Origin of the sequence: Sphingobium vermicomposti, from assembly GCF_011762025.1 — a bacterium.
Classification (GTDB): domain Bacteria; phylum Pseudomonadota; class Alphaproteobacteria; order Sphingomonadales; family Sphingomonadaceae; genus Sphingobium; species Sphingobium vermicomposti.
This window is the reverse complement of record NZ_JAASQR010000001.1, coordinates 944,046-968,936: the sequence shown is the minus strand read 5'-3', so window position 1 is coordinate 968,936 and position 24,891 is coordinate 944,046. Positions and strand designations below refer to the sequence as shown.

The 24,891-nt window shown below is 62.8% G+C and carries 29 protein-coding genes; 12 read left to right on the top strand and 17 right to left on the bottom strand.

Annotated elements, in window-relative coordinates:
• The first annotated feature begins 23 nt into the window (after positions 1-23).
• Positions 24-758 carry a YggS family pyridoxal phosphate-dependent enzyme gene (locus FHS54_RS04650; protein ID WP_167302585.1) on the top strand — a complete coding sequence of 245 codons (735 nt, stop codon included), beginning with the start codon at positions 24-26 and terminating at the stop codon, positions 756-758.
• Here the strand turns inward: FHS54_RS04650 and FHS54_RS04645 are convergent.
• On the bottom strand, positions 736-3,507 hold the full coding sequence (locus FHS54_RS04645) for a TonB-dependent receptor (RefSeq protein ID WP_167302584.1): 2,772 nt from the start codon (positions 3,505-3,507) through the stop codon (positions 736-738). The two genes, FHS54_RS04650 and FHS54_RS04645, sit on opposite strands and share 23 nt — an antisense overlap.
• Positions 3,508-3,697: 190 nt before the next feature.
• A complete protein-coding gene (gene pdeM / locus FHS54_RS04640; RefSeq protein ID WP_167302583.1) occupies positions 3,698-4,357 on the bottom strand; it encodes a ligase-associated DNA damage response endonuclease PdeM in 660 nt (219 codons plus the stop codon).
• A gap of 64 nt (positions 4,358-4,421) precedes the next feature.
• Between pdeM and trhO the strand changes: the two genes are divergently transcribed.
• Entirely contained in the window at positions 4,422-5,258 is an 837-nt protein-coding gene (gene trhO / locus FHS54_RS04635) for an oxygen-dependent tRNA uridine(34) hydroxylase TrhO (protein ID WP_167302582.1), read from the top strand.
• Here the strand turns inward: trhO and FHS54_RS04630 are convergent.
• The 3 genes from FHS54_RS04630 to FHS54_RS04620 are packed head-to-tail and all read right to left on the bottom strand — an operon-like array spanning position 5,248 to position 7,021.
• Positions 5,248-5,982, bottom strand: coding sequence for a M48 family metallopeptidase (locus FHS54_RS04630; protein ID WP_167302581.1), 735 nt, complete (start codon positions 5,980-5,982; stop codon positions 5,248-5,250). The two genes, trhO and FHS54_RS04630, sit on opposite strands and share 11 nt — an antisense overlap.
• Positions 5,939-6,364 (bottom strand): YcgN family cysteine cluster protein, encoded by a 426-nt coding sequence (locus tag FHS54_RS04625; protein WP_167302580.1) that lies wholly within the window; start codon positions 6,362-6,364, stop codon positions 5,939-5,941. The genes FHS54_RS04630 and FHS54_RS04625 overlap by 44 nt, the downstream gene beginning before the upstream one ends.
• 3 nt (positions 6,365-6,367) lie before the next feature.
• Positions 6,368-7,021, bottom strand: coding sequence for an SCO family protein (locus FHS54_RS04620; RefSeq protein WP_208404737.1), 654 nt, complete (start codon positions 7,019-7,021; stop codon positions 6,368-6,370).
• A 47-nt stretch (positions 7,022-7,068) separates the two neighbouring features.
• Between FHS54_RS04620 and FHS54_RS04615 the strand changes: the two genes are divergently transcribed.
• Both FHS54_RS04615 and FHS54_RS04610 read left to right on the top strand, forming a co-directional pair.
• A complete protein-coding gene (locus tag FHS54_RS04615) occupies positions 7,069-7,692 on the top strand; it encodes an ankyrin repeat domain-containing protein (RefSeq protein WP_167302578.1) in 624 nt (207 codons plus the stop codon).
• A gap of 294 nt (positions 7,693-7,986) precedes the next feature.
• On the top strand, positions 7,987-8,226 hold the full coding sequence (locus FHS54_RS04610; protein ID WP_167302577.1) for a hypothetical protein: 240 nt from the start codon (positions 7,987-7,989) through the stop codon (positions 8,224-8,226).
• 198 nt (positions 8,227-8,424) lie between these two features.
• On the opposite strand, the gene FHS54_RS04605 is transcribed toward FHS54_RS04610, so the two are convergent.
• The 11 genes from FHS54_RS04605 to FHS54_RS04555 form a co-directional block, all read right to left on the bottom strand.
• A complete protein-coding gene (locus FHS54_RS04605) occupies positions 8,425-8,928 on the bottom strand; it encodes an MmcB family DNA repair protein (protein ID WP_167302576.1) in 504 nt (167 codons plus the stop codon).
• Between the two features lie 91 nt (positions 8,929-9,019).
• Positions 9,020-9,670 carry a cell wall hydrolase gene (locus tag FHS54_RS04600; RefSeq protein WP_167302575.1) on the bottom strand — a complete coding sequence of 217 codons (651 nt, stop codon included), beginning with the start codon at positions 9,668-9,670 and terminating at the stop codon, positions 9,020-9,022.
• Between the two features lie 176 nt (positions 9,671-9,846).
• Complete coding sequence (locus FHS54_RS04595; protein ID WP_167302574.1) at positions 9,847-10,185, bottom strand: DUF1491 family protein; 339 nt, start codon at positions 10,183-10,185, stop codon at positions 9,847-9,849.
• Positions 10,175-10,672: a PaaI family thioesterase gene (locus tag FHS54_RS04590; RefSeq protein WP_167302573.1), complete on the bottom strand. Its 498-nt coding sequence runs from the start codon at positions 10,670-10,672 to the stop codon at positions 10,175-10,177. Before FHS54_RS04590 ends, FHS54_RS04595 begins: the two co-directional genes overlap by 11 nt.
• On the bottom strand, positions 10,632-11,099 hold the full coding sequence (locus FHS54_RS04585; RefSeq protein ID WP_167302572.1) for a PTS sugar transporter subunit IIA: 468 nt from the start codon (positions 11,097-11,099) through the stop codon (positions 10,632-10,634). Before FHS54_RS04585 ends, FHS54_RS04590 begins: the two co-directional genes overlap by 41 nt.
• Before the next feature lie 129 nt (positions 11,100-11,228).
• Positions 11,229-11,822, bottom strand: a complete 594-nt coding sequence (gene hpf, locus FHS54_RS04580) for a ribosome hibernation-promoting factor, HPF/YfiA family (RefSeq protein ID WP_167302571.1) — start codon at positions 11,820-11,822, stop codon at positions 11,229-11,231.
• An 84-nt stretch (positions 11,823-11,906) separates the two neighbouring features.
• Positions 11,907-12,599: a DNA polymerase III subunit epsilon gene (dnaQ, locus tag FHS54_RS04575; RefSeq protein ID WP_167302570.1), complete on the bottom strand. Its 693-nt coding sequence runs from the start codon at positions 12,597-12,599 to the stop codon at positions 11,907-11,909.
• Positions 12,600-12,633: 34 nt separating this feature from the next.
• Entirely contained in the window at positions 12,634-13,227 is a 594-nt protein-coding gene (gene coaE, locus FHS54_RS04570; RefSeq protein WP_167302569.1) for a dephospho-CoA kinase, read from the bottom strand.
• A gap of 3 nt (positions 13,228-13,230) precedes the next feature.
• Positions 13,231-14,052 carry a shikimate dehydrogenase gene (gene aroE, locus FHS54_RS04565; protein WP_167302568.1) on the bottom strand — a complete coding sequence of 274 codons (822 nt, stop codon included), beginning with the start codon at positions 14,050-14,052 and terminating at the stop codon, positions 13,231-13,233.
• Positions 14,049-14,642, bottom strand: a complete 594-nt coding sequence (locus tag FHS54_RS04560) for a Maf family protein (RefSeq protein ID WP_167302567.1) — start codon at positions 14,640-14,642, stop codon at positions 14,049-14,051. Before FHS54_RS04560 ends, aroE begins: the two co-directional genes overlap by 4 nt.
• Positions 14,639-15,466, bottom strand: a complete 828-nt coding sequence (locus FHS54_RS04555; RefSeq protein ID WP_167302566.1) for a pyruvate, water dikinase regulatory protein — start codon at positions 15,464-15,466, stop codon at positions 14,639-14,641. Before FHS54_RS04555 ends, FHS54_RS04560 begins: the two co-directional genes overlap by 4 nt.
• Before the next feature lie 287 nt (positions 15,467-15,753).
• Between FHS54_RS04555 and hemE the strand changes: the two genes are divergently transcribed.
• Positions 15,754-16,815: a uroporphyrinogen decarboxylase gene (gene hemE, locus FHS54_RS04550; protein ID WP_167302565.1), complete on the top strand. Its 1,062-nt coding sequence runs from the start codon at positions 15,754-15,756 to the stop codon at positions 16,813-16,815.
• Positions 16,816-16,832: 17 nt separating this feature from the next.
• The gene (locus tag FHS54_RS04545) at positions 16,833-17,273 is read left to right on the top strand and encodes a CopD family protein (RefSeq protein WP_167302564.1); all 441 of its coding nucleotides are present in this window, start codon (positions 16,833-16,835) and stop codon (positions 17,271-17,273) included.
• A 6-nt stretch (positions 17,274-17,279) separates the two neighbouring features.
• Here the strand turns inward: FHS54_RS04545 and panC are convergent, their stop codons facing one another.
• A complete protein-coding gene (gene panC / locus FHS54_RS04540; protein ID WP_167302563.1) occupies positions 17,280-18,125 on the bottom strand; it encodes a pantoate--beta-alanine ligase in 846 nt (281 codons plus the stop codon).
• A gap of 112 nt (positions 18,126-18,237) precedes the next feature.
• Here panC and FHS54_RS04535 point away from each other — a divergent pair, with 112 nt between their 5' ends.
• From FHS54_RS04535 to FHS54_RS04510, 6 genes are all read left to right on the top strand, one after another.
• Positions 18,238-19,044 carry a division plane positioning ATPase MipZ gene (locus FHS54_RS04535; RefSeq protein ID WP_167302562.1) on the top strand — a complete coding sequence of 269 codons (807 nt, stop codon included), beginning with the start codon at positions 18,238-18,240 and terminating at the stop codon, positions 19,042-19,044.
• Positions 19,044-19,493: a J domain-containing protein gene (locus tag FHS54_RS04530; RefSeq protein ID WP_167302561.1), complete on the top strand. Its 450-nt coding sequence runs from the start codon at positions 19,044-19,046 to the stop codon at positions 19,491-19,493. Before FHS54_RS04535 ends, FHS54_RS04530 begins: the two co-directional genes overlap by 1 nt.
• A 21-nt stretch (positions 19,494-19,514) precedes the next feature.
• Positions 19,515-20,894: a phosphoglucomutase/phosphomannomutase PgmG gene (pgmG, locus tag FHS54_RS04525; RefSeq protein ID WP_167302560.1), complete on the top strand. Its 1,380-nt coding sequence runs from the start codon at positions 19,515-19,517 to the stop codon at positions 20,892-20,894.
• A 328-nt stretch (positions 20,895-21,222) separates the two neighbouring features.
• Positions 21,223-22,521 (top strand): OmpP1/FadL family transporter, encoded by a 1,299-nt coding sequence (locus FHS54_RS04520; RefSeq protein WP_167302559.1) that lies wholly within the window; start codon positions 21,223-21,225, stop codon positions 22,519-22,521.
• Positions 22,522-22,573: 52 nt separating this feature from the next.
• Entirely contained in the window at positions 22,574-23,734 is a 1,161-nt protein-coding gene (ispG, locus tag FHS54_RS04515; protein WP_167302558.1) for a flavodoxin-dependent (E)-4-hydroxy-3-methylbut-2-enyl-diphosphate synthase, read from the top strand.
• A 176-nt stretch (positions 23,735-23,910) separates the two neighbouring features.
• A complete protein-coding gene (locus FHS54_RS04510) occupies positions 23,911-24,831 on the top strand; it encodes a DMT family transporter (protein WP_167302557.1) in 921 nt (306 codons plus the stop codon).
• Positions 24,832-24,891 lie beyond the last annotated feature (60 nt).

Below are 24,891 nucleotides of genomic sequence, written 5' to 3'. Positions count from 1 at the left end.
CGCACTCGCCTATAGCAGCCTCCATGACGACCGACAGCATCGAAGCCGCGAACCGCCTGAACGCCGTGCGCGATACCATGGGCCGTGCCGCCCGCCTTACTGGCCGCACCGCCGATGACATCACCCTCATCGCTGTTTCCAAAACACAGGATGCCGCAGCCATCCAGCCGCTGATCGCCGCCGGCCAGCGCGTGTTCGGCGAAAATCGGGTTCAGGAAGCGCAGGATAAATGGCCGCAATTGCGCGCCGAAACGCCCGGCATCACCCTGCACCTCGTCGGCCAACTGCAATCCAACAAGGCGGCGGACGCCGTTGCGCTGTTTGACGTCATCCATTCGCTTGATCGCCCCTCGCTGCTCACCGCGCTCGCCAAGGCCATGGATGTAGCGGACAAGCGCCTGCCCTGCTTCATTCAGGTCAATATCGGCGCGGAAGAACAAAAGGGCGGTTGCCCCATTTCGGAAACCCCTGCCCTGATCCGCGCCGCCCGCGACGCCGACATTCCGGTAGCAGGCCTGATGTGCGTCCCCCCCGCCAATGTGGAGCCGGCACCCTATTTTGCGCTCCTCGCCAAGATCGCGCGCGATGAAGGGATCGATCAACTGTCCATGGGCATGTCGGGGGACTTCGAAACAGCGATCATGTTGGGCGCGACTCACATACGCGTCGGCACCGCGCTATTCGGGGAAAGGGCTTCCCCCGCTCGCCCTGTTCCGGCGAGCGGGAGAGGCATGATCAGAAACTCCCGCGAAGGGTGATGCCGTAGGTCCGCGGTTCCGCCAGATAGGCGGAAATCAGCTGGTTCGCCATCGGTGCGCCCTGCGCAAACTGGCCGGTGGTGGACGTTCCAGGGCTGCTCGACTGCAGCGGGCTGCTGAATGCTACCTGGCTATAATCCTGGTTGAAGATATTCTGTCCCCAGAATTCCACCGCCCAACGCTGCTGCGGCCCACGAATGCCCACGCGCGCGTTGAACACCGCATAGCCATCCTGTTCCTTTTCAGGGAACAGGTCAGACCCGGTATTGAAATCGCTGGTCATGCGGCCATCGATGTAGAACAGCGCCGACAGCCCGCTGGACCCCAGCGCGGGCGTCCAGGAAGCGCTGACCGTTGTCACAACTTCGGGCGCTTGCGAATTGATCTGGCCCGGCAGCAGGAACAACGCCGGATCAAGCGGCACCGACCCATCGCCGCTGCCCACCAACCTGTTGGCGAACTTCGCCCGCGCATAGGTGAATCCACCAGTCAGACGGACGTTGCGCACCGGCGATGCTGCCAGTTCCAGTTCGACGCCCTGACTGATCAGCCCCGGCCCCACATCTTCGCTGTCGCAGGTGCGGCCTGCTGAAAGACCGCTGTCACAACCATTGATATTCTGGACGACAAAGCTGGTGCCGTTGAACGTGTTCAGCTGGAAATTCTTGAATTCCTGCCGGAACGCCGCGACGTTCACGCTCCATTTCGGCTGCGTATATTTCAGTCCGATTTCAAAGGCATCCACCTTTTCAGCGGCAAAGCGCAGGCTCGTCACATCGGCGTTGCTGCGGGGCGAAAAGAATGCCGGAACCGGATTGACGCCGGTCGTGCCCAGCTGGAAACGGTCCAGATTATAGCCGCCCGCCTTATAGCCCTTGGAATAGCTGCCATAGACCAGCATTTCATCCAGCGGCTTCCAGGACAGCACCGCCGTCCCCGAAAATTCACCATCGCTGATCCGGTCGTTAAGGTTGAGGGCGTTCAGACTGGTCGAACCATTGCCCAGGCAACCCAACGTCAGGATGCCGCCCGCCAGCGCGGCGGCCGATCCAAGCGCCGGAGTGGTCCCCAATGTCGGCAGGCTCGACGCCTGCAACGCCGCGCAGGTCGCATTATTATTGTTGAGATCCGCCGAAAACCGCTTGCTTTCATGCGTGTAGCGCAGGCCCAGCGTCAGATCGAGCTGCTTGGTGATGTGGATGATATTGTGCGTGAAGAGCGCCCAATTCTCACTCTTCTGACGATAGACCGACCCGACATCGCCGGTCCCTGACGGGATGGCGGCCAGCGCCCGCAGTCCATTGCCCAACCCGGTCGAGATTGCTCCCGCCTGCACCGCGCCGACCGCCGGGGTCAGCGCTGCATTAAGCTGCGCCTGCGTGCCGGTGATCAGCGCCTGCGTGGCTAGCCCGCTGCCGCAAGCGGCCAGTTGGGGCGCCGTCAGATTGCTGTTGGCCCCCGCGCCCGCCATCAGGCGGCAGGCGGCAAAGCGGCCATAATCCGCGCCAAAGACGATATTGTCCTCCAGCGTCAGCCTTTCATTCGCATAATAGCCGCCAACCAGCCAGTCGAGCACGTCGTTGAAGGCCGATCCCTGCGCGCGCAATTCCTGGGTAAAGGTCTTGAACTGGCGATAGGTGTTCGGATCGCGATACAGCAGGTCCGCCCCGCTATAGTCATAATCGCCGTAATCCTGGCTCTTATAATCGCGATAGGCGGTGATGCTGGTCAGCTTCACCCCGTCCAGATCATAGTTGACCTCGCCCGACAGGCCCCAATCCTTGACCTTGCTGACATAGTTGCGCCCTTCGGTGATGGTCAGCTCGCGGTCATAGGGGTCGGATGCAAAGACGCTGCCCTGCCCCGCCAGGATCGCCGAGATGCGATTGAAGGGGGCGGTGCTGTATCCGCCGCCCGCCACGGGCAGCCGTTCGCGCGTTTCGATATAGGCCGCGCCGCAGCAGCTTTCATCGCGATTGGTATAATCCCCGATCAGGCGGATAGAGAGCGCGTCGGTGGGTTCGAACAGCGCCTGCGCGCGCACGAAGTAACGATCGCGGTCGTTGGTTTCGCCCACCTTGTCGCCGCTCGCATCGACCAGGTCGAAAAACCCGTCCCGCTTCGACCACACGCCGTCCAGGCTGAGCGCCAGGCTATCGCTGACCGGGCCGGTGATACGCCCGGCCAGCCGCCAAAAATCATAATTGCCGTAGGTAACCTCGGCCTTGCCGCCCAGCTTGAACTCAGGCGCCTTGCTGATGACGTTGATCAGGCCCGCGGACGCATTGCGCCCGAACAATGTTCCTTGCGGACCACGCAGCACTTCGACCCGCTCAATCTCGCCCAGTTCGTTAAGGCCTGCGCCCGTGCGGGATCGATATACGCCGTCGATAAAGACCGCGACCGAGCTTTCCAGCCCTGGATTGTCGCCCACGGTGCCGATGCCGCGCACGCGGGCCGACGCATTGGCTTCCGATCCGGTGGAGGACACCAGCAGGGAAGGGGCCAGCTGGTTGAGGCTGCGAATATCGCTCGCCCCGCTATTCTGCATGGCCTGCCCGCTCACGGCGGACACGGCGATCGGCACGTCCGACAGCGGGCTTGCCCGGCGGGTGGCGGTGACGATGATAACAGCGCCGTTATCCTCAACCGCGACCGGCTCTGCTGTTTCCTGTGCGTGAGCGATAGACATCGGAGCGGCCACAGCCGCCAATCCAGCCGACAGCAGCCAGAAATTCTTCTTGTTCATGACGGACCCCTTTCTCTCCTGAAGCGCATGGTAATTCCACGTCGTTGCCACCTGTGCGATTATGCCGCCACAGTCGGGTTATGACAAGCAAGCCAAAGCTTTCTGCCCCTTATTGCTCATGGCAGGGCCGAATGCTCCATGACCGTTGTTAAAATAGCACAGGTTTAAATCAGCTTTCCGTAACGATCCGCTAAGCGAGCGGAAAGCGGAGCAACCGGTCGGCAAGGGGCACCAGGGCAGTCGCGCCCGGCCCCACCGCACGGCGAATTTCGCCATGACCAGCATCCAGCCCCCCGGTCAGTGCCCCTAAAGCAGGCAGAATCAGCTTGGACGGCGACCCCACGAAGCAGCGCCGCGACACATGCCGCCCGCGCAGCGACAGCCGCAGCTTTGGATGGAAATGGCCCGAAATTTCCGGTCGCGCATCGGCGGGATCGGCTTCGTGCCGCAACCAGATGCCGTCCATCTCCACTTCCGCCAGCCGCCGCCCGCCGGGCACGTCCGTCATGCCGACGTCATGATTGCCCGTGATCCACAGCCAGTCGACCCGCCCGGTCAGCGCCGCCAGCCGCTCCCGCGCTTTTCGGGGCAAGCGCGCCGGACCATCCGCATCATGAAAACTGTCGCCCAGCGACCAGACCGATTGCGCGCCGGTCCGCTCGACCAGCGTGGCGATCAGGTCCAGCGTCGCCTGGCTGTCATGGGGCGGCAGGAACTGGCCGAAACGCCCGAACCAGCTCGCCTTTTCGAAATGGAGGTCGGCCACCAGCAAAGCCCGCTTCGCTGGCCAGAAGAGCGCGGCTTCAGGCAGCGCCAGAAAGTCATGACCTGCGAACGAAAGGGGAACCATGGTCCGCCTATGCGCGCTTGCGCCGCGTCTTTCAAGAAGAAGGCAGACCGGCTATGGGGCCGACATGCCCGCTCCCTTCACCCCCGCGCCCTTCACCATCGCCGCGCTGTACCGTTTCGCCGCCTTTGCCGATCCTGATCAGTTGGCGCAGCAATTGCGGGTGCTCTGCGGCGAACTGAAGACCTGCGGCACGCTGATCCTGGCAAAGGAAGGGATCAACGGCACCGTGGCAGGCAGCGAAGACGCCATCGCCGCCCTGATCGCGCATATCCGCACGCTTCCCGGCTGCGCCGAACTGGACGTCAAATATGCGACGGGGGCGGAAGCGCCTTTTGCGCGCATGAAGGTGAAGGTGAAGCGCGAAATCGTGACGCTGGACGCAGGGGAACTGGACCCCGCCAGCCAGGCCGGCCACCATCTCGATCCCGAAGCATGGAACGCCTTGATCGCCGACCCCGACACCATCGTCATCGACACGCGCAACGCCTATGAAGTGTCGGTCGGCAGCTTCGACGGGGCCATCGATCCGGGCACCCGTTCCTTTCGCGATTTCCCCGCCTGGTTCGATGGCTTTGCGGAAAAACTGCGGGACGAAGGCCGGACGCCACGGATCGCGATGTTCTGCACGGGGGGAATCCGCTGCGAAAAATCAACCGCCCTGATCCGCGCGCGCGGCTTTGACGATGTCTATCATCTGCGCGGCGGCATCCTGCGTTATCTTGAGGAAATGCCCGAATCCCAAAGCCGGTGGCAGGGCGAATGCTATGTCTTCGATGAACGGGTGGCGGTGGGTCACGGCCTGAAAGCGGGCAGCCATGGCCTCTGCCGTGCCTGCGGCCTTCCCCATCGCCTGGACGAAGACCATGCCTGTCCGAGGCGTAACCCCACGATCAGTCCGTGAAGCGATGCAACGCTGATCCATGCGTCCGCAGCCAGGCGCGCGCGGGTCGCGGGTCCTCACCCAATATGCGCTGATGGGCCGCATGGAAGGCCGGGCTATGGTCCATATGCAGCAGATGCGCCAGTTCATGGGCAACGGTCGCCCGGCGAACGTCGGGCGGGCACAGGATCAGCCGCCAACTGTAGCGAATGCCGCCGCTGGAGGAGCAACTGGCCCATCGACTGCGCGGATCGCCAATCCCCACCGACGTCACGATCAGTCCATGGTCCTGCGCCATCGCCAGCGTATCGACCTCCAGCACCGCCCGCGCCCGCGCCTTGAGCCAACGAACCACCCGCTGCGGCACGGATTCGGCTGCACCGCCCAACATCAGTTGATCGCCCTCCACCCGGATGCTGCGCGACGTTCCCGCCGTCCAGCAGATCGTCAGGTCGCGCCCCTCAAACGGAAATGTCTCGCCGTCGTCCAGCGTCACTGCGGCGGGTTGCGCGGCCAATTGCGTCCGAACCCAGCCTTCATGCCCCTGCGCCCAGCCCAGGGCGCGCTTGATGTCAGCGCGCAGGGGCAGGGACAATCGCAATTCGCCCAGCGTCCGGTCCAGTGAAAGCCGGTAGGCCCTCGCCCTGGCCGACCGGCGGACGCGCACCGGCACCTTGACGCCATCGACCAGGATCGCGCCGTCAGATTTCCCGATCGACAAGATGATTTTCCCAGTCGCCCGCATCCGCTTCGGCCACGGTCCAGCCCCGCACCGACTGGCGGGCGCGATGCACCGCTTCCCGGTCGCCGCTGATCAGATAATGCCATTCCGGTAGTGGCTGGCCCTCTTCCCGCAGCCGATAGGCGCAGGTGCGCGGCAGCCAGCTTAAAGTCTTCACCTTCTGCGGCGTCAGGCGGACGCAGTCGGGAACGAAGCGGCGGCGATCCTTATAGTTGGAACACAGCCCGCTGTGGCGGTCCAGCAGCTTGCAGGCGACATTGGTGGGATAGATGCGGCCGCTATCCTCATCCTCGGCCTTGTGCAGGCAACATTTGCCGCACCCGTCGCACAGCGCTTCCCACTGTGCGCGGTCCAACTGATCAAGAGGCTTTTCCCAGAAATCCAACTGTCACTTGACCCATTTTTCCAGGAAGGCCAGCACCGCGTCCAGCCCGCCTTCATCCTTGTCCGGCGTTGCGGGGTCGTCCACCGGCACCAGCGCCACCGGTTCACCGTCCGGGCCAAACAGATAGGGCGTGCGACTGTGGCTGACCAGATAGTCGCTCGCGCCCTTGGCCTCTTCCTTGCCGTAAACCACGACGAAATCCTTCGCCACCTTGGCAATTTCGTCCGTGCTGCCGGTCAGACCCATCAGCCGCGGATGAAAAGCGGCAACATAGGTTTTCATAACCGCTGGCGTATCACGTTCAGGGTCCAGGCTGATAAAGACCGGCTGCACCTTGGCAGCGCGCGCGGGGTCCATTTTTTCAAACCGGCCAAAGGCCTGCATGATGCGCTGCAAGTCCACAGGGCAGACGTCGGGGCAATAGGTGTAACCGAAATAGACCAGCCGGTATTTGCCCTTGAAATCGTCCCAGCTGACCTTCGCGCCGTCCTGATTGGTCAGGGTAAAGGGCGCGCCGATCCGCGCTCCGGCCAGATCGCCCGGCGCGCTCTGGCTGCCGTTGGCGGCGTCTCCGCCCCCGATATTGCAGGCGCTCACCACGGCGGCAAGGGACAGGGCGAGCGGGATAAGCGCTTTGTTCATGGCGCCGCCAGCCATGCCCTGCTATCCCTTCTTTTGCAAATCCCAACGGGGCTATCAGGACGATGACAGGACGTTTTTCGCATTGGATTGGCATGGGCCGCGCCGCCGCCCTGGCGCTGGCGCTGCTTTCTCCGGTCGCTGCACAGGCGCAGTTTTCCGACAATTACAATTTCCTCAAGGCGGTGAAGGATGCCGACGGCCAAAAGGCGACGGACCTGATCCAGAAACCCGGCTCGACGGTCATCAACAGCCGCGATGTCACCAGCGGTGAAACCGCGCTCCATCTGGTGATCGCGCGGCGGGACGCCACCTGGCTCGGTTTCCTGCTGGGCAAGGGGGCCAATCCCAATATCGCCGACAGGGACGGCAACACGCCCTTGATGGATGCGGTGCAGTCCCGGTTCGAAGATGGCGTCCGCACCCTGCTGGCCCATGGCGCGCAAATCGACAAGACCAATGGCAGTGGTGAAACGCCCCTGATCCGGGCGGTCCAGTTGCGCGATATCGGGCTGACCCGGCTGCTCATTGCTCAGGGTGCCGATCCCGACCGGCGCGACACGCTGGCAGGCATGTCGGCCCGCGACTATGCAAAGCGCGATGGCCGCACCGCCGGGCTTGAGGAAGCGTTGAGCGCCGCCACAAGCAAGCCCGCGCCCAAGGGCCCGGTCCAAGGCCCGATATTCTGATTCTGGCGATAGCGGGGGACGTGTCTCAACGGCTCTCCCGCCCGCTAGAGCAACGAGCGTTAAATCGGACTCATCCCGTTCGGGCTGAGCTTGTCGAAGCCTTCTCTTTCTTCTGATGCGTAGCCTGAAGCGATAAGCAGTTGGCCATCGCCGCGCTTCGGGCCGGCAGGCATACAGTGAACGGAGGAAGTGATTCCGCTTAACCACACTCCCCTCAAAACCTTCCCAACCCCTTGTCCAAGCGCGCACGTCTCACCATCTTATGACCCTGTCCCTTGCGCGAAGAGGAAGGCGATGGAAGGCAAACGCATCCAGATGGAGAAAGCCTGGGAACAGGCGCTCGGCAACATCTTCAAACCCTATACCGCGACTGACCGCGATCCTGTGGCCAAGGCAATCGACACCTTCGGTTCATCGCTGGGATCGAGCAGCTACGAAATTCGCAAACATATGGCGCGCACCGCAGCGCGGCAGGGATCGACTGCGCTGGGGCGATGCCTGGCAGACGAATATTGGGGCAAGCGCCCCTACTGATCCATCAGAACCGCCGTCGATTCAATTATATGGGCGGAGTTACATCCCGTTCGCCCTGAGCCTGTCGAAGGGCCCTTCTTTTTCCTTCTCACGCGCAACACCCGAACACGCAGCGCCGCTGGCTATCGCCATCGACAGGCTCCCGGCAAACCCAAGAAATGATCTCGATCTAGCGCTCGCTGCTCTGGTGATCCGCCTTCACCACCCCAACTCAGCCGCATGGTCCGGGTCGGCAATCGCGGTCAGCCGCCGCGCCGCGCGCCGGGCAAAGCGTAATGTTTCCGCCTTGCGCCGCGCAGCCGCCAGCGGCTCGGCAGGCGCTGGGCGCAGCAGTTCGGCATCATATTGATCGGCCACGATCAGCCCGGTGCGATCCGGCCACAGCGCTTCGCTGTCAAAGGGCGACAGATCGAATCCCGCCGGAACCGCCCAGAAGAACCGGTCGCAAAAATCGAAATATTCGGGCCACTTCATGTCGCCCAGCAGGTCCGCGCGACTGCATTTGATTTCGACGATGGTGATTCGACCGGCGCTGTCGAGCGCCATGATGTCCGCCCGCCTGCCGTTGGGCAGCGGCACTTCCAATATCCCGCTCATGTCGTGCCGAAAAAACAGCCGCAAAGTGCCACGCGCAACCGCGAGCGCAGTGCCGTGCGTCAACGGCGAACAGCCGTCGGATGAGGAAGATGCCAGTGCGGTCATCGCCGTATCTTAGAACAGGAAGGGAACAAAAGAAAAGGCCGATTCGGCATGTCCCGAACCGGCCTTTTTTAAATCGGCTGCCTCGTAAGGATCAGCGATAGAAAATATGGTTGTCGATCGCAGCCAGCTTGGCCTTGCCCCAACCGGGCGACACGCGGCGCGCGTGGAAGAAGAGAGCGCCTTCCGCCTGGCTGTCCCAGGCGTCTTTCATGGCGATCTGGGCAATGGCCACCGCACGGCGCCAGCTCTGGCTCGCCGTCGGGATGGCGGGCATGCCACGGCCACGCACAAAGCTGAACTGACCGGGCTGATAGACGACGCCGCACAGGCTGCTGGCGAAACGGCCCGACTTGGCGCGATTGATAACGACACGCGCCACGGCCAGCTGACCTTCCAGGCTTTCGCCCTTCGATTCGAAATAAACCGCTCCGGCAAGGCACTTCATGTCGCCATCGAGCGTTTCTGCGTCCCCATGGGCGCTGACCAGTGCGGCCAGATTGTCCGCCTGAATATCGGCGCTGTCGGAAAGGGGGGCCAGCGGCTGCGCGACTTCGCGCGGCGCGGCGAAAATAACGTCGGGCTTGGTGGCCGTCGACGGAGCTGCATTCAGCTCTGAAATAGCTGGGAGCATATGGGCCGAAGGAGCTGCTTCACTGGCGCTCGACATATCGGCTGCGGTGACCGCCGCACTGGCGGACAAGGCAAACGCCGCGGCAATCGCGGCCTTCAAACGGTAACTCATTACGTCTCAAAAACGTGCGGTTCTTGGCCAGGGACGTCGCGTAAAACCTTACTCGCATCGACGTCAGGCCGCCCCCCGTCTGCGTGTTTACCATGCCCGCCCCCCACGGGCGAAAACGGCAACCTGCGCGTTCAGCGTGCGGGGCCAGTGCCCTCCCGCGCGAAAAGAGTCAACGATCAGCAGATCGTTTCAGCGGCGAACCGTTCCGCATCCGCGATATCGAGTTCAATGATCCACAGGTCGGGGTCCGACTTGCGGCGACGCTCAATATATTGGGACAGTGCTTCGCCGCCATCTGCCGGGTCGGGTCCACAACGGGTCAGGCGGTAGCCCCCGTCCCAGTCGGAAACCCGCTCGAAAAGTCCAGATTCCTGCCCCTTTTCAACCGCCTGGACCAGGATGACGCCGCTTATCTCGTCCCCCTTCACCAGCACTGTGGCAAAGCCTCCAGCGGCGGCGGCCCGACGCACCAGCACGCCGATCAGCAGCGCGCTGGTCAGCCGGTCAGGCTGCATAGCCCGGCAAGGAGGATAGCGGGAATTGCGACCGCATGAATGTCCCGGTCCCGCGTCCCACTTCCTCCCCTTCCATGTCGATCAGGCTCGCTTCGGCGACAAAGACTCGGCGCTTGCCGCTGATCCATCGCCCTTCGGCGCGAATCCGGCCCGGGCCGATGGGGCGGGTGAACAGCAGGTTGAACGCGGTGGTCAGCAGGAAACGGTCGCTGACCAGGCTGTTGGCGGCATAGAAGGCCGCATCGTCCAGCATCTTGAAGTAGACTGTGCCATGGATCGCGCCAGCGGCGTGAAACTGGCTTTCATCGACGTCGAATTCGATCACCGAATGACCGGCCTGCGTGATGACAAGCTCCGACTTGAACAGCTTGTTGATCGGCGCGGACTGATACAGATGTTCCAATGCGCGGAAATGCGCCGCTTCGCCGCTGGGAATGGCCGCCGCGTCAGGCCGCGTCACGCGCCTCGCCCCCGGCCAGCAGCGCATGCAACGCCTCTGAGGAATTGGCCCCGCGCAACCGGGCCACATGGCCTTCTTCCCGCAGATAACGCGACACGCGGGCCAGCGTCTTGAGATGTTCGGCGCCGCTGTCCACCGGGGACAACAGGGCAAAGACGATATCGACCGGCGCGTCATCGACGGCATCGAACGGCATCACCGGGTCGAGCAGCGCAACCACGCCGCGCATCCGTTCAAGGCCCGGAATCTTAGCATGAGGGATGGCGACTCCCCCACCAAAGCCGGTGGAGCCAAGCCGTTCGCGTTCGAACAGAGCGTCCGCCACCGTCACCGGGTCCAATCCATAGGCGGTCGCAGCCAGCTGCCCCAACTTCTGGAAAAGCGCCCTCTTGCCATTGACCGAAAGGTCGGTGGCAAGTGCGTCAGGCGCGAGGATATCGGCGAAATGGACCATGACCAACCCGGAACAGCCGAGCCGCGCCCGGATTCATCAGATTGCGCGTCACTCGGAAATGTGAAGCCCGGCCCCATAAGCCGCCTGCTGACCAAGGTCAACCGGCGGCCCAGGGACGGGCATGCCAGGTCAGGCGCTTGGTTCAACCCAACCGATCGTGCCATCCTGGCGGCGATAAACCATATTATAGGCCGCCGTTCCTGCGTTTCGGAACAGCAATGCGTTGGTGTTGCGCAGGTCCAGCATCATCACCGCATCGGACACGCTCGCTTCGGGAATGTCCACGCGCGTCTCCGCCACGATCAGGGGCGCGTCGGCAGGTTCTTCCTCTTCCTGCGCTCCTGCGAAAATCGTGTAGCCGGCCCCATCCAGGCCATTAAGCTCAAATCCATTGGCGCGCTGGGCCTCGGCCGCAACGGCCTGCTGATGCCGGTCCTTCAACCGGCGCAAATAGCGGGTTAGCTGCCTTTCAATCCTCTCAGCCGCCTGGTCGAAAGCGGGATGGGCCTCCTGCGCCTCTCCTGAACCCTTCAGGATCAGGCCGGTCATGACATGACAGACGATATCGCAATGAAAGGCTCCATGGGGAGCGGGTCGGAACGTGACATGAGCGGAAATCGTGCGAGCGAAATATTTCTCAGCCATCGTCTCCAGCCGAGTCCAGACATGCTGCTTGAGCGCGTCGCCCGTGTCGACCTGATGCCCGGAAACACGAATATCCATATATCTTCTCCTTATTCTTGCCAGGTCGCTGGACAGCAACCCGGTTGGACGAAACCAGAAGACTGGATTTTCCCAATCCGACCTTCAGGCTTCTTCCAGCCAGAGCGGCTTTGCGAGCGTCGCGATGAACGCCGCATGCCGTTCCAGTTCCGCCGCGCTCGCTTGAAAAACGCGCGCGGGACGAACAGGGCGAACCGCGATCAGGGTCGCAAGTTCCACCTGAATGGCGTCTTTCTCCTCCTGTTGTGCCAGGCCCAGGCCGATCTGACGGCCGCCGGTCAATTCGATGTAGAGCTGCGCCAGCAATTCGGCGTCGAGCAGCGCGCCATGCTTGATGCGATGGCTGCGGTCGATGCCATAACGGCTGCACAGCGCGTCCAGGCTGTGCTTCGCGCCCGGATGAAGCTGGCGCGCGATCGCAACGGTGTCGATCATCCGGTGCAGGCCGACTTCGGGCAGGCCACACCGCTTCAATTCATGATTGAGGAAGCCGAAATCGAACCGGGCATTATGGGCCACCAGCTGGCTGTCCTCCAAAAAGGTCAGCAATTGCTCCGCCCCGGCTGAAAAAAGCGGCTTGTCCTTCAAAAACCCATCGGACAGCCCATGGACGGCTTCCGCCGCCGGGGGCATCGACCTTTGCGGATTATAATAAGCGTGGAATGTGCGTCCTGTGGGGACACGGTTGAACAGTTCGATGCACCCGATTTCAACCAGGCGGTCGCCTGAGGCGGGGTCGAGCCCGGTCGTTTCGGTATCGAAAATAATTTCGCGCATTGGCCTCTTTTAACCGATTCTGGCCGGGTTCCTCTTATCGGCCTGTCTTTGCCTCAAGGCAAGCGACCAAGCGACGCACTTGCGCGCGTGTGGCAGCAAAGGTCGTCCCGGTGTTGATGACATGGTCGGCACGTCGGCGCTTTTCGGCGTCAGGCGTCTGAAGATGCAGGATTCTGCGGAACTTGGCGACCGTCATGCCCGGACGCGCCAACACGCGCTTGCGCTGTTTCCAGGCGGGTGCCGTGACCACGATGACTCCCGCCACCTTCCGGTCATGATGCTTTTCAAAGAGGAGCGGGATGTCCAGCACGACAAAGGCGCGCGCACGATGACGGCGCAGAAACGCCATGCGCCGTTGCGCCACCACGGGATGGACGATCGCCTCAAGTGCTTTCAATTCATGCGGATGGCCGAACACCGCCGCGCCCAGCCTGGCCCGGTCGACGCCCGCCGGGCCGGTGGTGCCGGGAAAGCGCGCCTCGATCGCCGGGATCAATTCGCCGCCGGGTCCCTGCAACCGATGCACCTCGGCATCTGCGTCGAACACCGGCACGCCTTCCCGTCGCAACATGCGCGCGACAGCTGACTTGCCCATGCCGATCGATCCGGTCAGCCCGTAAATCTTCATGGGTCAGGCGGCAAGGAGCAGGGCGCGCAGCTCCTCATCCCGTTCACGCGGTGCCTGCGCGTCAAAGAATATGTCGAACGCCAGCGCTGCCTGCCCGATCAGCATTTCCAGCCCATCCAGCACCTTCAGGCCCCGCGCCCGCGCGCTGCTCAGCAACGCCGTCTCCAGCGGCGCATAGACGATGTCATAAACGGTCGCTCCCTGCGCCAGCGGCGCGAGGTCCAGGTCCAGCGTCGGCTGCCCCACCATGCCCAGCGAACTGCTGTTGACCAGCAGGTCGGCAGCCGGCAGCGCATCGGTTATGCCGATGACCTTGCCCTTGATCCCGGCCCGGTCCAGCAGCGCCTGCCCCTTGGCAGCGTCGCGGGCCATGATGGTGATGTCGGGCACGCCCAGGCTGGTCAGGGCGAACAGGATCGCCCGGGCCGCGCCGCCAGCGCCGATCAGCACGGCGCTTTCGCCCTTCCATTTGTCGCGCAAAAGCGGCTGGAGGAATCCGCCCGCGTCGGTGTTGGTGCCGATCAACGGCCCGCCGGTTTCGCTGGCGATGGTGTTCATCGCGCCAATCCGTTCACGCACACCGCCCGGATCGTCGGTAAAGTCCATGACCGCAATCTTGTGGGGAATGGTGACATTGCACCCCAGCCAGTCCGGGTCGGCCCGTCGCGCCAGAAAATAGGCGGCCAACCCTTCGCTCGTCACATGAGTCTTGCGATATTCCGCTTCGATGCCCAGGCAATCGAGCCAGAAATTGTGGATCAGGGGCGATTTGCTGTGGGCAATCGGGTCGCCGATCACTTCAGCATAAGGGAGCGTGTCAGTCATGACGGCAGAACGCCCCGTATGCGCAGAAAGTCAAGCAGGGGGAGCAGGGGCAGGCCCTGAATGGCGAACTGGCTGCCCTCAATCCGGCTGAACAGCTGCGCGCCGGGGCCTTCGATCCGATAGCAGCCGACGCACCAGCGGCACTGATCCCATTCATTGTCGAGATAGGATGTAATGAAAGCATCCGACAATGGCCGCACGGTCATACGCACCCGTTCGACATGCCGCCAGATCGGCTCACCATTCATCACGATGACGGCGGCGCTGTGCAGATGATGCACTTTCCCCGACAACAGCTTCAATATGCGTTCGGCATCGGCGCGATCTTCCGCCTTGTCGATCATCGTCCCGTCGGAAAGGCTCAGCGTCTGATCGCAGCCCAGCACCAGAGCGCCAGCGACCCGCCGTGAAACGCGCAGAGCCTTCAATTCGGCCAGCGCGTCGGCCAGCGCCCGCGCGTCCAGCCCATCGGCGCGCAACGCTTCCTTCGCCGCCTCTTCATCCACGCCGGGGGACAGCGCCTCGAACGGCACTTGCGCCGCTTGCAACAGCGCCCGGCGGCTCGAACTTTGCGACGCCAGCACGATCATATGTCATTCCCTTCCGCCAGCACGCGGTCATTGAACAGGTTGATGATCGCGGCGGCGGCTTCCTCGATCGACCGGCGGGTCATATCGATCACCGGCCAGCCATTATCGGCGAACATGCGCCGGGCAAAGGCCAGTTCATCCTGCACCTTGTCAATATTCACATAGCTGGTTTCCGGCGCCTGATTGAGCGAGAGCAAACGATTGCGGCGGATCTGCACCAGCCGTTCCGGGCTGACGGTCAGGCCGACGACCATCGGATGCTTCAGCGAATAGAGGCTTTGGGGCGGCGGCGATTGCAGCACCAGCGGGATATTGGCGGTCTTATATCCCCTGTTCGCCAGATAGATGGACGTCGGCGTCTTGGACGCGCGCGACACACCCGCCAGCACAATGTCGGCCTCTTCCCAATTTTCATGGCCCACGCCATCATCATGGGCGATGGTGAACTGGATCGCGTCGATCCGGGCGAAATAGGCTTCGTCCAATATATGCTTGCGGCCGGGGCGGTTGCGCGTTTCCTGGCCCAAAATATTGGACAGCGCGTCGGTGACGCTATCCAGCGCGGCGACATGGGGCAGGCCCAGCGCCCGGCATCGCGTCTCCAACCGCCGCCGCAACTGATGATTGGACAAGGTGAACAGCACAAGGCCGGGATTGGCGGCGATTTCCTCCATGATCCGGTCCAGATGAACCTCGGATCGGACCATCGGCCAGAAATGGCGCACCGCTTCCACATTTTCGAATGCGCCAATCGCTGCCTTGGCGATGTTTTCCAGCGTTTCGCCGGTGGAATCCGACAACAGATGAAGGTGGATGCGCGACATGGGGCATATCTCTGTGTGGAGCCTGTGGATAAAGCAAGGGATAGGTTGCGGACAAAACCGACCTGATTTCCCTCTCTCCGATCCGCCTGTTTTTATCCACAGCCCCTCAACAGGCCCGCTTTTTCATCCACAGGTTGTGGATAATGGGGGTAAAGTCTTTGAATCGACCGGGTCGAACTACCTCTAAAGAGTCAAGCTGTTGGCAAATCGGGGCGCAGCGCATAAACCCCACTGCCAAGCGCCCTACTATCTCCATCATCCTTCTAGAATCTAATTTAAGAGTATATATGTCGGGACCTGATATGGGCCATCCAGCCGGTTTTTCGCCCAAGCCGCTGCTTTCCGTTCTAAAGGGTGATCGCCCAACCGTGCCGCCCATGTGGCTCATGCGGCAAGCGGGTCGCTATCTGCCTGAATATCGCAGCTTGCGCGCTGAAAAGGGCGGGTTTCTGGAACTCGTCTATGACAGTGCGGCGGCGGCGGAAGTGACGTTGCAGCCGCTGCGCCGGTTCGGTTTTGACGGTGCCATCCTCTTTTCCGACATCCTGATCATCCCCTATGGCATGGGCCAGAAACTATGGTTCGAAACGGGGGAGGGGCCGCGGCTCGCGCCAACACTCGATCAGACGGATCTTGCCACGTTGAAGCCCGATTTCACCCGCTTTGACGCAATCTATGAAACGGTGCGGCAGGTGAAGGCGGCGCTGGACCCCGAGGTCACCTTCCTGGGCTTTGCCGGCAGTCCCTGGACCACCGCCACCTATATGGTCGCGGGCCAGGGCAGCAAGGATCAGGGCGCGGCCCGGCGGCTTGCCTATCAGGACCCGGCCCGGTTCGGCGCGATCATCGACGCGATCGTCGATGCGACCGTGACCTATCTCTCCGGGCAGATCGATGCGGGGGTAGAGGCCGTGCAGCTCTTCGACAGCTGGGCAGGCAGCCTTGCGCCGCTACAGTTCGACCGCTGGGTCATCCAACCCAACCGGGCAATCGTGGAACGGCTTAGGCGGCTGCATCCCGACATTGCGATCATCGGTTTTCCCAAGGGCGCGGGCGCGAAACTGGCCGACTATGCGGCGGGCACCGGCGTCGATGCGGTGGGCGTCGATGAAACGGTCGATCCCCATTGGGCCAACCGCATCCTGCCCGCCGGGCTTCCGGTTCAGGGTAATCTCGACCCGCTCGCGCTCATCGCGGGGGGACGCGCGGTAGAGGAAGCGGTCGATAATATCCGGGCCGCCTTTGCCGACCGTCCGCACATCTTCAATCTTGGCCATGGCATCCTGCCCGACACGCCGATCGCGCATGTCGAAGCGTTGATTGCCTATGTCCGGCAGTCAAACCGCTAACGGGGAAAGGATCGCTGATGCCCTATCTCGGTGCTGCCTATCTGTGGGTGAAGGCCGCCCATCTGATCTTCGTCATCTTCCTGATGGCGGGCTTGTTCATGATGCCGCGCTTCTTCGTCTATCATCACCAATGCGCCGTCGGATCGGACGAGGACCGCAAGTGGATCGACCGCGAACGGCGGCTGCTCAAGATCATCCTCAACCCCTCGCTGATACTGGTCTGGGTCTTCGGCCTGATGCTGATGGTCGAGATCGGCGCGTGGAGTTTCGGCTGGTTCCACCTGAAACTGCTCTTCGTCCTGGGTCTGTCGGCCTATCATGGCTGGATCGTCAGCTATTCCAGAAAGCTCGCCCTAGGCCTGCGACCCCTCACCGAAAGACGACTGCGCCTGTTGAACGAGATACCCGGCGTCGCCGCCGCCGTGATCGTCGTCGCGGTGATCGTCAAGCCCTTCTGAGGTCGGTCAGCCCGCCGGATTGACTGCAATATTGTCGATCAGCCGCGTCCGTCCCAGCTTCGCCGCGCCCAACAGCCGCGCAGGCCGGTCGAGCGCCGCCATCGGCTCCAGCGTTTCCGCATCGCACAGGCTCACATAGTCGATCGGGTCAAAACCATGCGCGGCCAGCATGGCAATCGCCTTGGCAATCGCCGCATCGACGGTCGCGCCTTTCTCCATCTGCCGCGCGGCTTCCCCCAGCGCGCGGGGCAGGGCCAGAGCGTTGTGCCGCTCCTCTTCGCTCAGATAGGCGTTGCGCGACGACAGGGCCAAGCCGTCCTCGGCCCGCTGCGTCGCCACGCCCATGATCTCGACCGGCAGGTCCAGGTCGCGCACCATGCGGCGGATGACGGTCAGCTGCTGATAATCCTTCTCACCAAACAGGGCGATGTCGGGCTGGACCTGGTTGAACAATTTGGTGACGACGGTCGCCACCCCGTCGAAATGCCCCGGACGCGCCGCGCCATCCAGCCCTTCGGTAACGCCCGACAGGCTGATATTGGTCGCATATCCTTGCGGGTACATGACCTCGACCGTCGGCGCCCACAATATGTCAACGCCCGCCGCCTGGAGCATCTGCGCATCCTTGGCTTCCCTGCGGGGATAGGAATCCAGATCCTCATTCACGCCGAACTGGCGCGGATTGACGAAGATCGAAACGACGACATGGTCTGCCTGGCGGCGGGCTTCTTCGACCAGGGCGATATGCCCGTCATGAAGCGCCCCCATGGTCGGGACCAGGGCGACGCGCCCGTCGCTTTTCAACGCAGCGACGGCGGATCGCAGGGCGGGAACATCACGGAAGGTTTGCACGGGACGAGGGGCTCCGATAAGGCATCAACCAAGGGGTTATCCTTGCTAGGCATGGCCGGGCAAGACGGTCAAGAATCATGCGACATTTCAAAAACGGGGTTATCTAGGTCCGATGGCGAACGCCCACACGCATCACATCGTTTTCGCCAATGAAAAGGGCGGAACCGGCAAGTCGACGACAGCGGTGCACACGGCCATCGCACTGACCGCGCTGGGCCACCGGGTCGGCATGATCGACCTTGATCCGCGCCAGCGCACCGTCACCCGCTATCTGGAAAACCGCGCCGAAACAGCGCGGCGGCGCGGTATAGACCTGCCCGCGCCCGACTTCGCCGTGCTGAAGGGCGACAGCATCGAAGCGCTGGAGGAAGAATCCGCCGCGATTGCGCAGGGCAAGGATTTCCTGGTGGTGGACACGCCGGGCCGCGACGATCCGTTCGCCCGGCACATGGCGGCGCGCGCCAACACGCTGGTCACGCCGATGAACGACAGCTTCGTCGATTTCGACCTGATCGGCCAGGTGGATGCCGAAACCTTCAAGGTTCGCCGCCTGTCCTTCTATTCCGAACTGATTTTTGAAGCACGCAAGACGCGGGCGAAGGCCGACGGCGTATCGATCGATTGGGTGGTGCTGCGCAACCGCGTGCAGCATCATGACGCCCGCAACAAGAAACGCGTGGGCGACGCATTGATGGAGCTGTCGCGCCGCGTCGGTTTCCGCGTGATCCCCGGCCTGTCCGAACGCGTGATCTTTCGGGAGCTTTTCCCCTCCGGCCTGACCTTGCTGGACAAGGGACATCTGGGCGAACTGGGCGTCAGCCACATCGCCGCACGGCAGGAATTGCGCGAAATGGTGTCGGGCCTGTCCCTGCCCGCGCGGGAGGAAACGGCGTCCGTCGATCTGCTCGGCGCGGCCTGATGGGGCTGTTTGCCTTTTTGTTCGTCGGGTTGGCTGCCTGGCTCATCTGGACGGGACGATTGCAGCGCATGAGCATGAAGGACGGGATGGTGCTGGGCGCGGCGCTGGTCGGCGCGGTCATGGCGGCCAAGGGGAAACCGGTGGTGGGCGCGCCTCTGCTACTGGGCGCGGCGCTGTTCTTCTTTGTCGAAGGGCAAAAGGACAAGGCACAGCGTCGCCGGGTCAAATCCCCGCCAGCCTCCAGTCAGGATGACGCAGCCAAAGCCCGTGCGCTGCTGGGCGTCGCGCCAGATGCCGACGCGGCAGAGATTCGGGCGGCACATCGCAGGCTGATCGCGTCCGTCCACCCGGATCGCGGCGGCACCGAAGCGCTCGCCGCCCAGCTCAACGCAGCGCGCGACCTGCTGCTGGCGCGCCTTGCCGAACGGGATTCCGCTCCACGATCCTGATCGACCGACACAGGAGGATGCATGGCTCATTGCTTCCACCCATCATTGCTGCGTGAATATGACATGCGCGGCATCTTCGGCGATACGCTGGGCGTAGCCGACGGCTATGCCCTGGGTCGCAGCTTTGCGGCCATTGTCGGGGAAGGGGGCGGGTCCAGGGTCGCGCTCGGCCATGATGGCCGGTTAAGCTCACCGCTGCTTGAAGCCGAAGTGGTGCGCGGCCTTGTCGATGGCGGCGTGGATGTCCTGCGCATAGGCCTTGGCCCCACGCCAATGCTCTATTATGCCGAAGCGGTCCTGGATGTGGATGGCGGCATTCAGGTAACCGGCAGCCATAATCCCCCCGATCACAATGGCTTCAAGCTGGTATTGGGCCATCAACCCTTTTTTGGCGCGGACATTGCGCGGCTGGGCGACATTGCGGCGGCGGAAGCCTGGACGACCGGCACCGGGCAGGTCGAAACCGTCGATATCATGGACCGTTATGTCGCGCGGCTGGTCGACGGATTCGATGGTCCCGCCTGCCGCATCGGCTGGGACGCAGGCAGCGGCGTTGCGGGTCCGGTCGTGGAAAAGCTCATCAAACTGCTTCCGGGTGAGCACCATACGCTCTTCACCCAGGTAGACGGTAATTTTCCCCATCATCATCCCGATCCCACCGTTGAGAAGAATCTGGAGCATCTTCGCGCGCTTGTCCTCACCAACAAGCTCGATTTTGGAGTAGCTTTTGACGGCGACGGCGATCGGATCGGCGTAATCGACGGCAGGGGGCGGGCAATCTGGGGCGACCAGCTGCTGGGCCTGTTTGCGCAGGTCGTGCTGCGGCAGATACCCGGATCCACCATCGTCGCGGACGTAAAGGCCAGCCAGGCCCTGTTCGATCAGGTCGCGCAACTGGGTGGCCGACCGCTGATGTGGAAAAGCGGCCACAGCCTGATCAAATCAAAAATGAAACAGGTCGGCAGCCCCTTGGGTGGGGAGATGACGGGCCACATCTTCTTCGCGGATGATTATTATGGCTTTGACGACGGACTTTATGCGGCAGTACGGCTGATCCGCGCGCTGGCCGTGCTGGGGGACAGCGTCACCGTGCTGCACGATGCCATGCCCGTCCTGCTGACCACCCCCGAATTGCGATTCCCGGTTGAAGACGCGCGCAAATTCGCCATCGTCGCCCAGATAGTCGGTCGCCTCCGCATCGCTGGCGCTCAGGTCGATGAAACGGACGGCGCACGGGTCACGACCCCGGACGGATGGTGGCTGCTGCGCGCGTCCAATACCCAGGCCGAACTAGTGGCACGAGTCGAAGCCCGCGATCAGGCAGGGCTGGACCGGCTGATGATGGAACTTGATTCGCAATTGGCAGAATCGGGGATTCTGCCGCTCCATCCACTGGCATGACGTGCCTCAAAGCAGAAAATAATCGCTGCCGTGCATTTTTTGGATTGCCATGACGCTACGGAAAGCAAGGCTCGCGACGACAGTTGCATCGGACGCAATCGGCAGCGCACCTTTCGCATTTGCGAGAATATTCGCTGCAACGCAAAAGGAACGGGCCTTTCAGGCATCCTCTCCTAAAACTTCCAAGCCGTCCTTCGGGGCGGCTTTTTTTTGCTCGTCGCACGGCTGGTCGAATCGTGAACTTGATCTTAACCATGCCACTCTAACTGAGATCAAAATCCCGATCCGGCCAAAAGTCGGCATCAGACCAGACTTAAAGAGGATTCTCATGTTCCTGCGTCATCGTCCCATTGCCAGCCTGCTTCCCATGGTCATCGCGATGGTGCCCGCCCCGGCCTTGGCTGGCGGATTTTACCTGCAGGAACAATCGCCCAAGGAAACAGGCAGGGCGCTGTCCGGCGGCGCGGCGGCGGCGGACGATCCGTCGATCGTCTATTTCAATCCTGCCGCCATGACCGCCTTGCCCGGCGTGCAGATGTCGATGGGCGGGGTGCTGCTTTCGGTCACCGCGCGGCAAAATAATCTCGGCACGACCAGGACAGTACCCGGCAGCCCCGGCGAAGTGGCTGTCAGCGGCGGTTCGGGCGGCAAACCCTTCGCCAGCCTGATTGCTGTCCCCAGCGTCCACGCGACGGCGCAAGTGACAGACCGCCTGTGGCTGGGCGTCGGCGTCACCGCGCCGTTCGGGCTGAAGCTGGACTATGATGAAGATTTCTTCGGGCGCTATGACTCGCTTCACACCGAACTCAAAACCTATAATGTTCAGCCTTCTGCCGCATTCAAGCTGACCGAATCCCTGTCGATCGGCGGCGGCGTGGACGTTCAATATGTGAAGGTCGTGCTGACCAACGCCCTGCCCAATCTGTCGCCAGTCGCCGCCGATGGACATGCCCGGATGGAGGGGGATGACCTGTCGATCGGCTGGAATGCCGGACTATTCTATCGTGCCGGTGATACGCAGGTGGGGCTGCACTATCGGTCGGGCATGAAACACCGGATCGAAGGGCTGGCGACGCTTTCGGATCTGCAAGGACCCCTTGCGGCCTTGAACGGCACGTCGGACCTTGTTGCCCCGCTCCATCTGCCCGACATCGCCACGGTCAGCGTCATGCGTCGGCTGACGCCGCGCGCACGGGCGATGGTGACGGCGCGCTGGTATAATTGGTCGGTGTTCCAGGCTATCACCATCACGTCCGGCACTGGCACATCGGTCAAGCCGGTGCGCTATCGCGACAGCTACAGCGTCAGCGCGGGCGGCGAATATGATGTCAGCCCACGGCTGACCTTGCGCGCGGGCACGATGTTCGACCGCACGCCTACCAACCCGCAATATCTGACCACGCGCGTGCCCGACGGCGACCGGGTGTGGCTTTCGGGCGGAGCGACATGGAATATGTCGTCCTCCCTCGCGCTCAACCTCAGCTATGCGCATAATTTCATTCAATCCGTGACGATCAACCGTCCTGATCATTATTATGCGGGCGGTGCAGCCGTAACGACCACGACGCGGTCACGGGCTGGCGGCAATGTCGACCAGATCGCCGCATCGGTCACGGCGCGGTTTTAACCGGCGGCATATCTCTCTATAGGGGCTTCATCATATTGGAGCCCCATTTTCCATGTCCGACCATAATCCCGGCTTGCGTCCCTGGCGCGACATAGCCCGCAGGCCCAGCCGCCAGATCATGGTCGGCAACGTGCCGGTGGGCGGCGGCGCGCCCGTCACGGTGCAAACCATGACCAACACGCTGACATCCGATGCGCGCGCGACGATCGATCAGATCCGCCGCTGTGAGGACGCGGGCGTCGATATCATCCGCGTGTCCTGCCCGGACGAAGAATCGACCGCAGCCTTGAAACAGATCGTCCGCGCCGCGCGCGTGCCGATCGTCGCCGACATTCATTTCCACTATAAGCGCGCACTGGAAGCGGCGGACGCGGGCGCGGCCTGCCTGCGCATCAATCCCGGCAACATCGGATCGGAAGCGCGCGTCAAGGAAGTGGTCGACGCGGCCAAGGCCAATGGTTGCGCGATCCGAATCGGCGTCAATGCAGGCAGCCTGGAAAAGGACCTGCTCGAAAAATATGGCGAACCCTGCCCCGAAGCTTTGGTCGAAAGCGCCCTCGACCATATCAAGCTGCTGCAGGATCAGGATTTCCACGACTATAAGGTCGCGGTGAAGGCCAGCGACGTGTTCCTTGCCGTCGCCGCCTATATGCAGCTGGCCGAAGCCGTGGATTGCCCCCTGCATCTGGGCATTACCGAAGCGGGCGGCCTGATCGGCGGCACGGTGAAAAGCGCCATCGGCATCGGCAACCTGCTCTGGGCCGGGATCGGCGACACGATCCGCGTGTCCCTCTCCGCCGAACCGGAAGAAGAAGTCCGCGTCGGCTATGAAATCCTCAAATCCCTCGGCATCCGCACGCGCGGGGTCAAGGTCATCTCCTGCCCCAGCTGCGCGCGTCAGGGCTTCGACGTCATCCGCACCGTGCAGGCGTTGGAGGAACGGCTCCAGCATATCCACACGCCCTTGTCGCTCTCGGTCCTGGGCTGTGTCGTCAACGGCCCCGGCGAAGCGCGCGAAACCGACATCGGCCTGACCGGCGGCGGCGCGGGCAAGCATATGGTCTATCTGTCCGGCATCACCGACCACACCATCCAGGACGCGGGGATGGTCGATCATATCGTCCAGCTGGTCGAGGCCAAGGCCGCCGAGATCGAGGCGGCCAAGCTCGAAGCGGAAACAACGGACGCGGGCAAGGCGCAGGCAGCGGAATAGGGCAGGGGGTTCGTCGCTGCTAGCCACCCTCACCCCCGTCCCCTTTATGGGTAAGGCACGGCCCTCCAAGCTACCCCACCCCCGTTCGGGCTGAGCCCGTCGAAGCCCTTTTCTTCTTTTTCGATCTTCTGGCGCCCCCCAATGGCAATAGCCCCCTCACCACTACGCCCGCCGCCATGAACAAGCCTCAATCCCGCTCCTTGGCCATTCCCTTCGCGGTCTGCTGCGCCGCCGTCCTGCTCTTTGCCCTCATGGACGCCGCGATGAAGGGATTGAGTCTTTCCATCGGTCTGTTCAACGCGCTCTTCTGGCGCGCGCTGGCGGGAACGGTGCTTGGCCTTGCGCTCATGCTGCCGGGCGGCCACCGCTGGCCGGACAGGGCGGTCCTGCGCCTGCATTTGCTGCGCGGCGTGGTCGTCACGCTGATGGCCAGCCTCTTTTTCTTCGCGCTCATGCGCATGCCGCTGGCCGAAGCCATCGCCCTTTCCTTCATCGCGCCGCTCATCGCCCTCTATCTCGCCGCGCTGCTGCTGGGGGAACGGATCAGCCGACGGGCAATCGGCGCATCACTGCTGGGGCTTGTCGGCGTCGCCGTGATCCTGTCGGGCAGGATGCAGGGCAGCTATGACGCGCAGGCCTTGCTGGGCAGCGTTGCGGTGCTGCTTTCCGCCATGCTTTTCGCCTGGAACCTCATTATCCAGCGGCAGCAGGCGCAGCTTGCCTCCCCAGTGGAGGTCGCCTTTTTCCAGCATTTGGTCATGTTCATCCTCTTTGGCCTGTGCGCGCTCGCCGCGTGGCTGGTGCCGGATCTGGTGCCGTTGCGGCTTGATTTGCCCCGCCTGGGTTCCTGGCTGCTGGTCGCCGCTTGTGCCGGTCTAGCCTTCACCTCGCTCGCCGCTTTCGCCTGGGCCTATGCGCGGGCGGAGGCGCAAAATCTCATTCCGGTGGAATATACCGCCTTCATCTGGGCGGCGGTCATCGGCTGGCTCGCCTTTGGGGAACGGATGACGCTGCCGACGCTGGCGGGCGCGGGGTTGATCGTTGCGGGCTGCCTGATCGCCCTGCGCAGCACGCCCGTCCCGCAAATGCATGAGTGAATCACATAACTTGGCTTTTCCCCCGGCAACGCATTCCATTCACCATTTCCTTCATGCTTT

What these genes read in the sequence shown, in the direction of transcription:
- ispG (WP_167302558.1), top strand. Translation starts at nt 22,574, where the DNA reads ATGTCCGACCATAATCCCGGCTTGCGTCCCTGGCGCGACATAGCCCGC.
- FHS54_RS04510 (WP_167302557.1), top strand. Translation starts at nt 23,911, where the DNA reads ATGAACAAGCCTCAATCCCGCTCCTTGGCCATTCCCTTCGCGGTCTGC.
- pgmG (WP_167302560.1), top strand. Translation starts at nt 19,515, where the DNA reads ATGGCTCATTGCTTCCACCCATCATTGCTGCGTGAATATGACATGCGC.
- FHS54_RS04630 (WP_167302581.1), bottom strand. Translation starts at nt 5,982, where the DNA reads ATGCGGGCGACTGGGAAAATCATCTTGTCGATCGGGAAATCTGACGGC.
- FHS54_RS04585 (WP_167302572.1), bottom strand. Translation starts at nt 11,099, where the DNA reads ATGGTCCATTTCGCCGATATCCTCGCGCCTGACGCACTTGCCACCGAC.
- trhO (WP_167302582.1), top strand. Translation starts at nt 4,422, where the DNA reads ATGCCCGCTCCCTTCACCCCCGCGCCCTTCACCATCGCCGCGCTGTAC.
- dnaQ (WP_167302570.1), bottom strand. Translation starts at nt 12,599, where the DNA reads ATGCGCGAAATTATTTTCGATACCGAAACGACCGGGCTCGACCCCGCC.
- FHS54_RS04595 (WP_167302574.1), bottom strand. Translation starts at nt 10,185, where the DNA reads ATGCAGCCTGACCGGCTGACCAGCGCGCTGCTGATCGGCGTGCTGGTG.
- hpf (WP_167302571.1), bottom strand. Translation starts at nt 11,822, where the DNA reads ATGGATATTCGTGTTTCCGGGCATCAGGTCGACACGGGCGACGCGCTC.
- FHS54_RS04530 (WP_167302561.1), top strand. Translation starts at nt 19,044, where the DNA reads ATGGGGCTGTTTGCCTTTTTGTTCGTCGGGTTGGCTGCCTGGCTCATC.
- FHS54_RS04610 (WP_167302577.1), top strand. Translation starts at nt 7,987, where the DNA reads ATGGAAGGCAAACGCATCCAGATGGAGAAAGCCTGGGAACAGGCGCTC.
- FHS54_RS04520 (WP_167302559.1), top strand. Translation starts at nt 21,223, where the DNA reads ATGTTCCTGCGTCATCGTCCCATTGCCAGCCTGCTTCCCATGGTCATC.
- FHS54_RS04555 (WP_167302566.1), bottom strand. Translation starts at nt 15,466, where the DNA reads ATGTCGCGCATCCACCTTCATCTGTTGTCGGATTCCACCGGCGAAACG.
- FHS54_RS04615 (WP_167302578.1), top strand. Translation starts at nt 7,069, where the DNA reads ATGACAGGACGTTTTTCGCATTGGATTGGCATGGGCCGCGCCGCCGCC.
- FHS54_RS04620 (WP_208404737.1), bottom strand. Translation starts at nt 7,021, where the DNA reads ATGGCTGGCGGCGCCATGAACAAAGCGCTTATCCCGCTCGCCCTGTCC.
- FHS54_RS04600 (WP_167302575.1), bottom strand. Translation starts at nt 9,670, where the DNA reads ATGAGTTACCGTTTGAAGGCCGCGATTGCCGCGGCGTTTGCCTTGTCC.
- aroE (WP_167302568.1), bottom strand. Translation starts at nt 14,052, where the DNA reads ATGACTGACACGCTCCCTTATGCTGAAGTGATCGGCGACCCGATTGCC.
- FHS54_RS04535 (WP_167302562.1), top strand. Translation starts at nt 18,238, where the DNA reads ATGGCGAACGCCCACACGCATCACATCGTTTTCGCCAATGAAAAGGGC.
- FHS54_RS04650 (WP_167302585.1), top strand. Translation starts at nt 24, where the DNA reads ATGACGACCGACAGCATCGAAGCCGCGAACCGCCTGAACGCCGTGCGC.
- FHS54_RS04545 (WP_167302564.1), top strand. Translation starts at nt 16,833, where the DNA reads ATGCCCTATCTCGGTGCTGCCTATCTGTGGGTGAAGGCCGCCCATCTG.
- hemE (WP_167302565.1), top strand. Translation starts at nt 15,754, where the DNA reads ATGTCGGGACCTGATATGGGCCATCCAGCCGGTTTTTCGCCCAAGCCG.
- FHS54_RS04560 (WP_167302567.1), bottom strand. Translation starts at nt 14,642, where the DNA reads ATGATCGTGCTGGCGTCGCAAAGTTCGAGCCGCCGGGCGCTGTTGCAA.
- FHS54_RS04645 (WP_167302584.1), bottom strand. Translation starts at nt 3,507, where the DNA reads ATGAACAAGAAGAATTTCTGGCTGCTGTCGGCTGGATTGGCGGCTGTG.
- pdeM (WP_167302583.1), bottom strand. Translation starts at nt 4,357, where the DNA reads ATGGTTCCCCTTTCGTTCGCAGGTCATGACTTTCTGGCGCTGCCTGAA.
- FHS54_RS04605 (WP_167302576.1), bottom strand. Translation starts at nt 8,928, where the DNA reads ATGACCGCACTGGCATCTTCCTCATCCGACGGCTGTTCGCCGTTGACG.
- coaE (WP_167302569.1), bottom strand. Translation starts at nt 13,227, where the DNA reads ATGAAGATTTACGGGCTGACCGGATCGATCGGCATGGGCAAGTCAGCT.
- FHS54_RS04590 (WP_167302573.1), bottom strand. Translation starts at nt 10,672, where the DNA reads ATGCGCTGCTGGCCGGGGGCGAGGCGCGTGACGCGGCCTGACGCGGCG.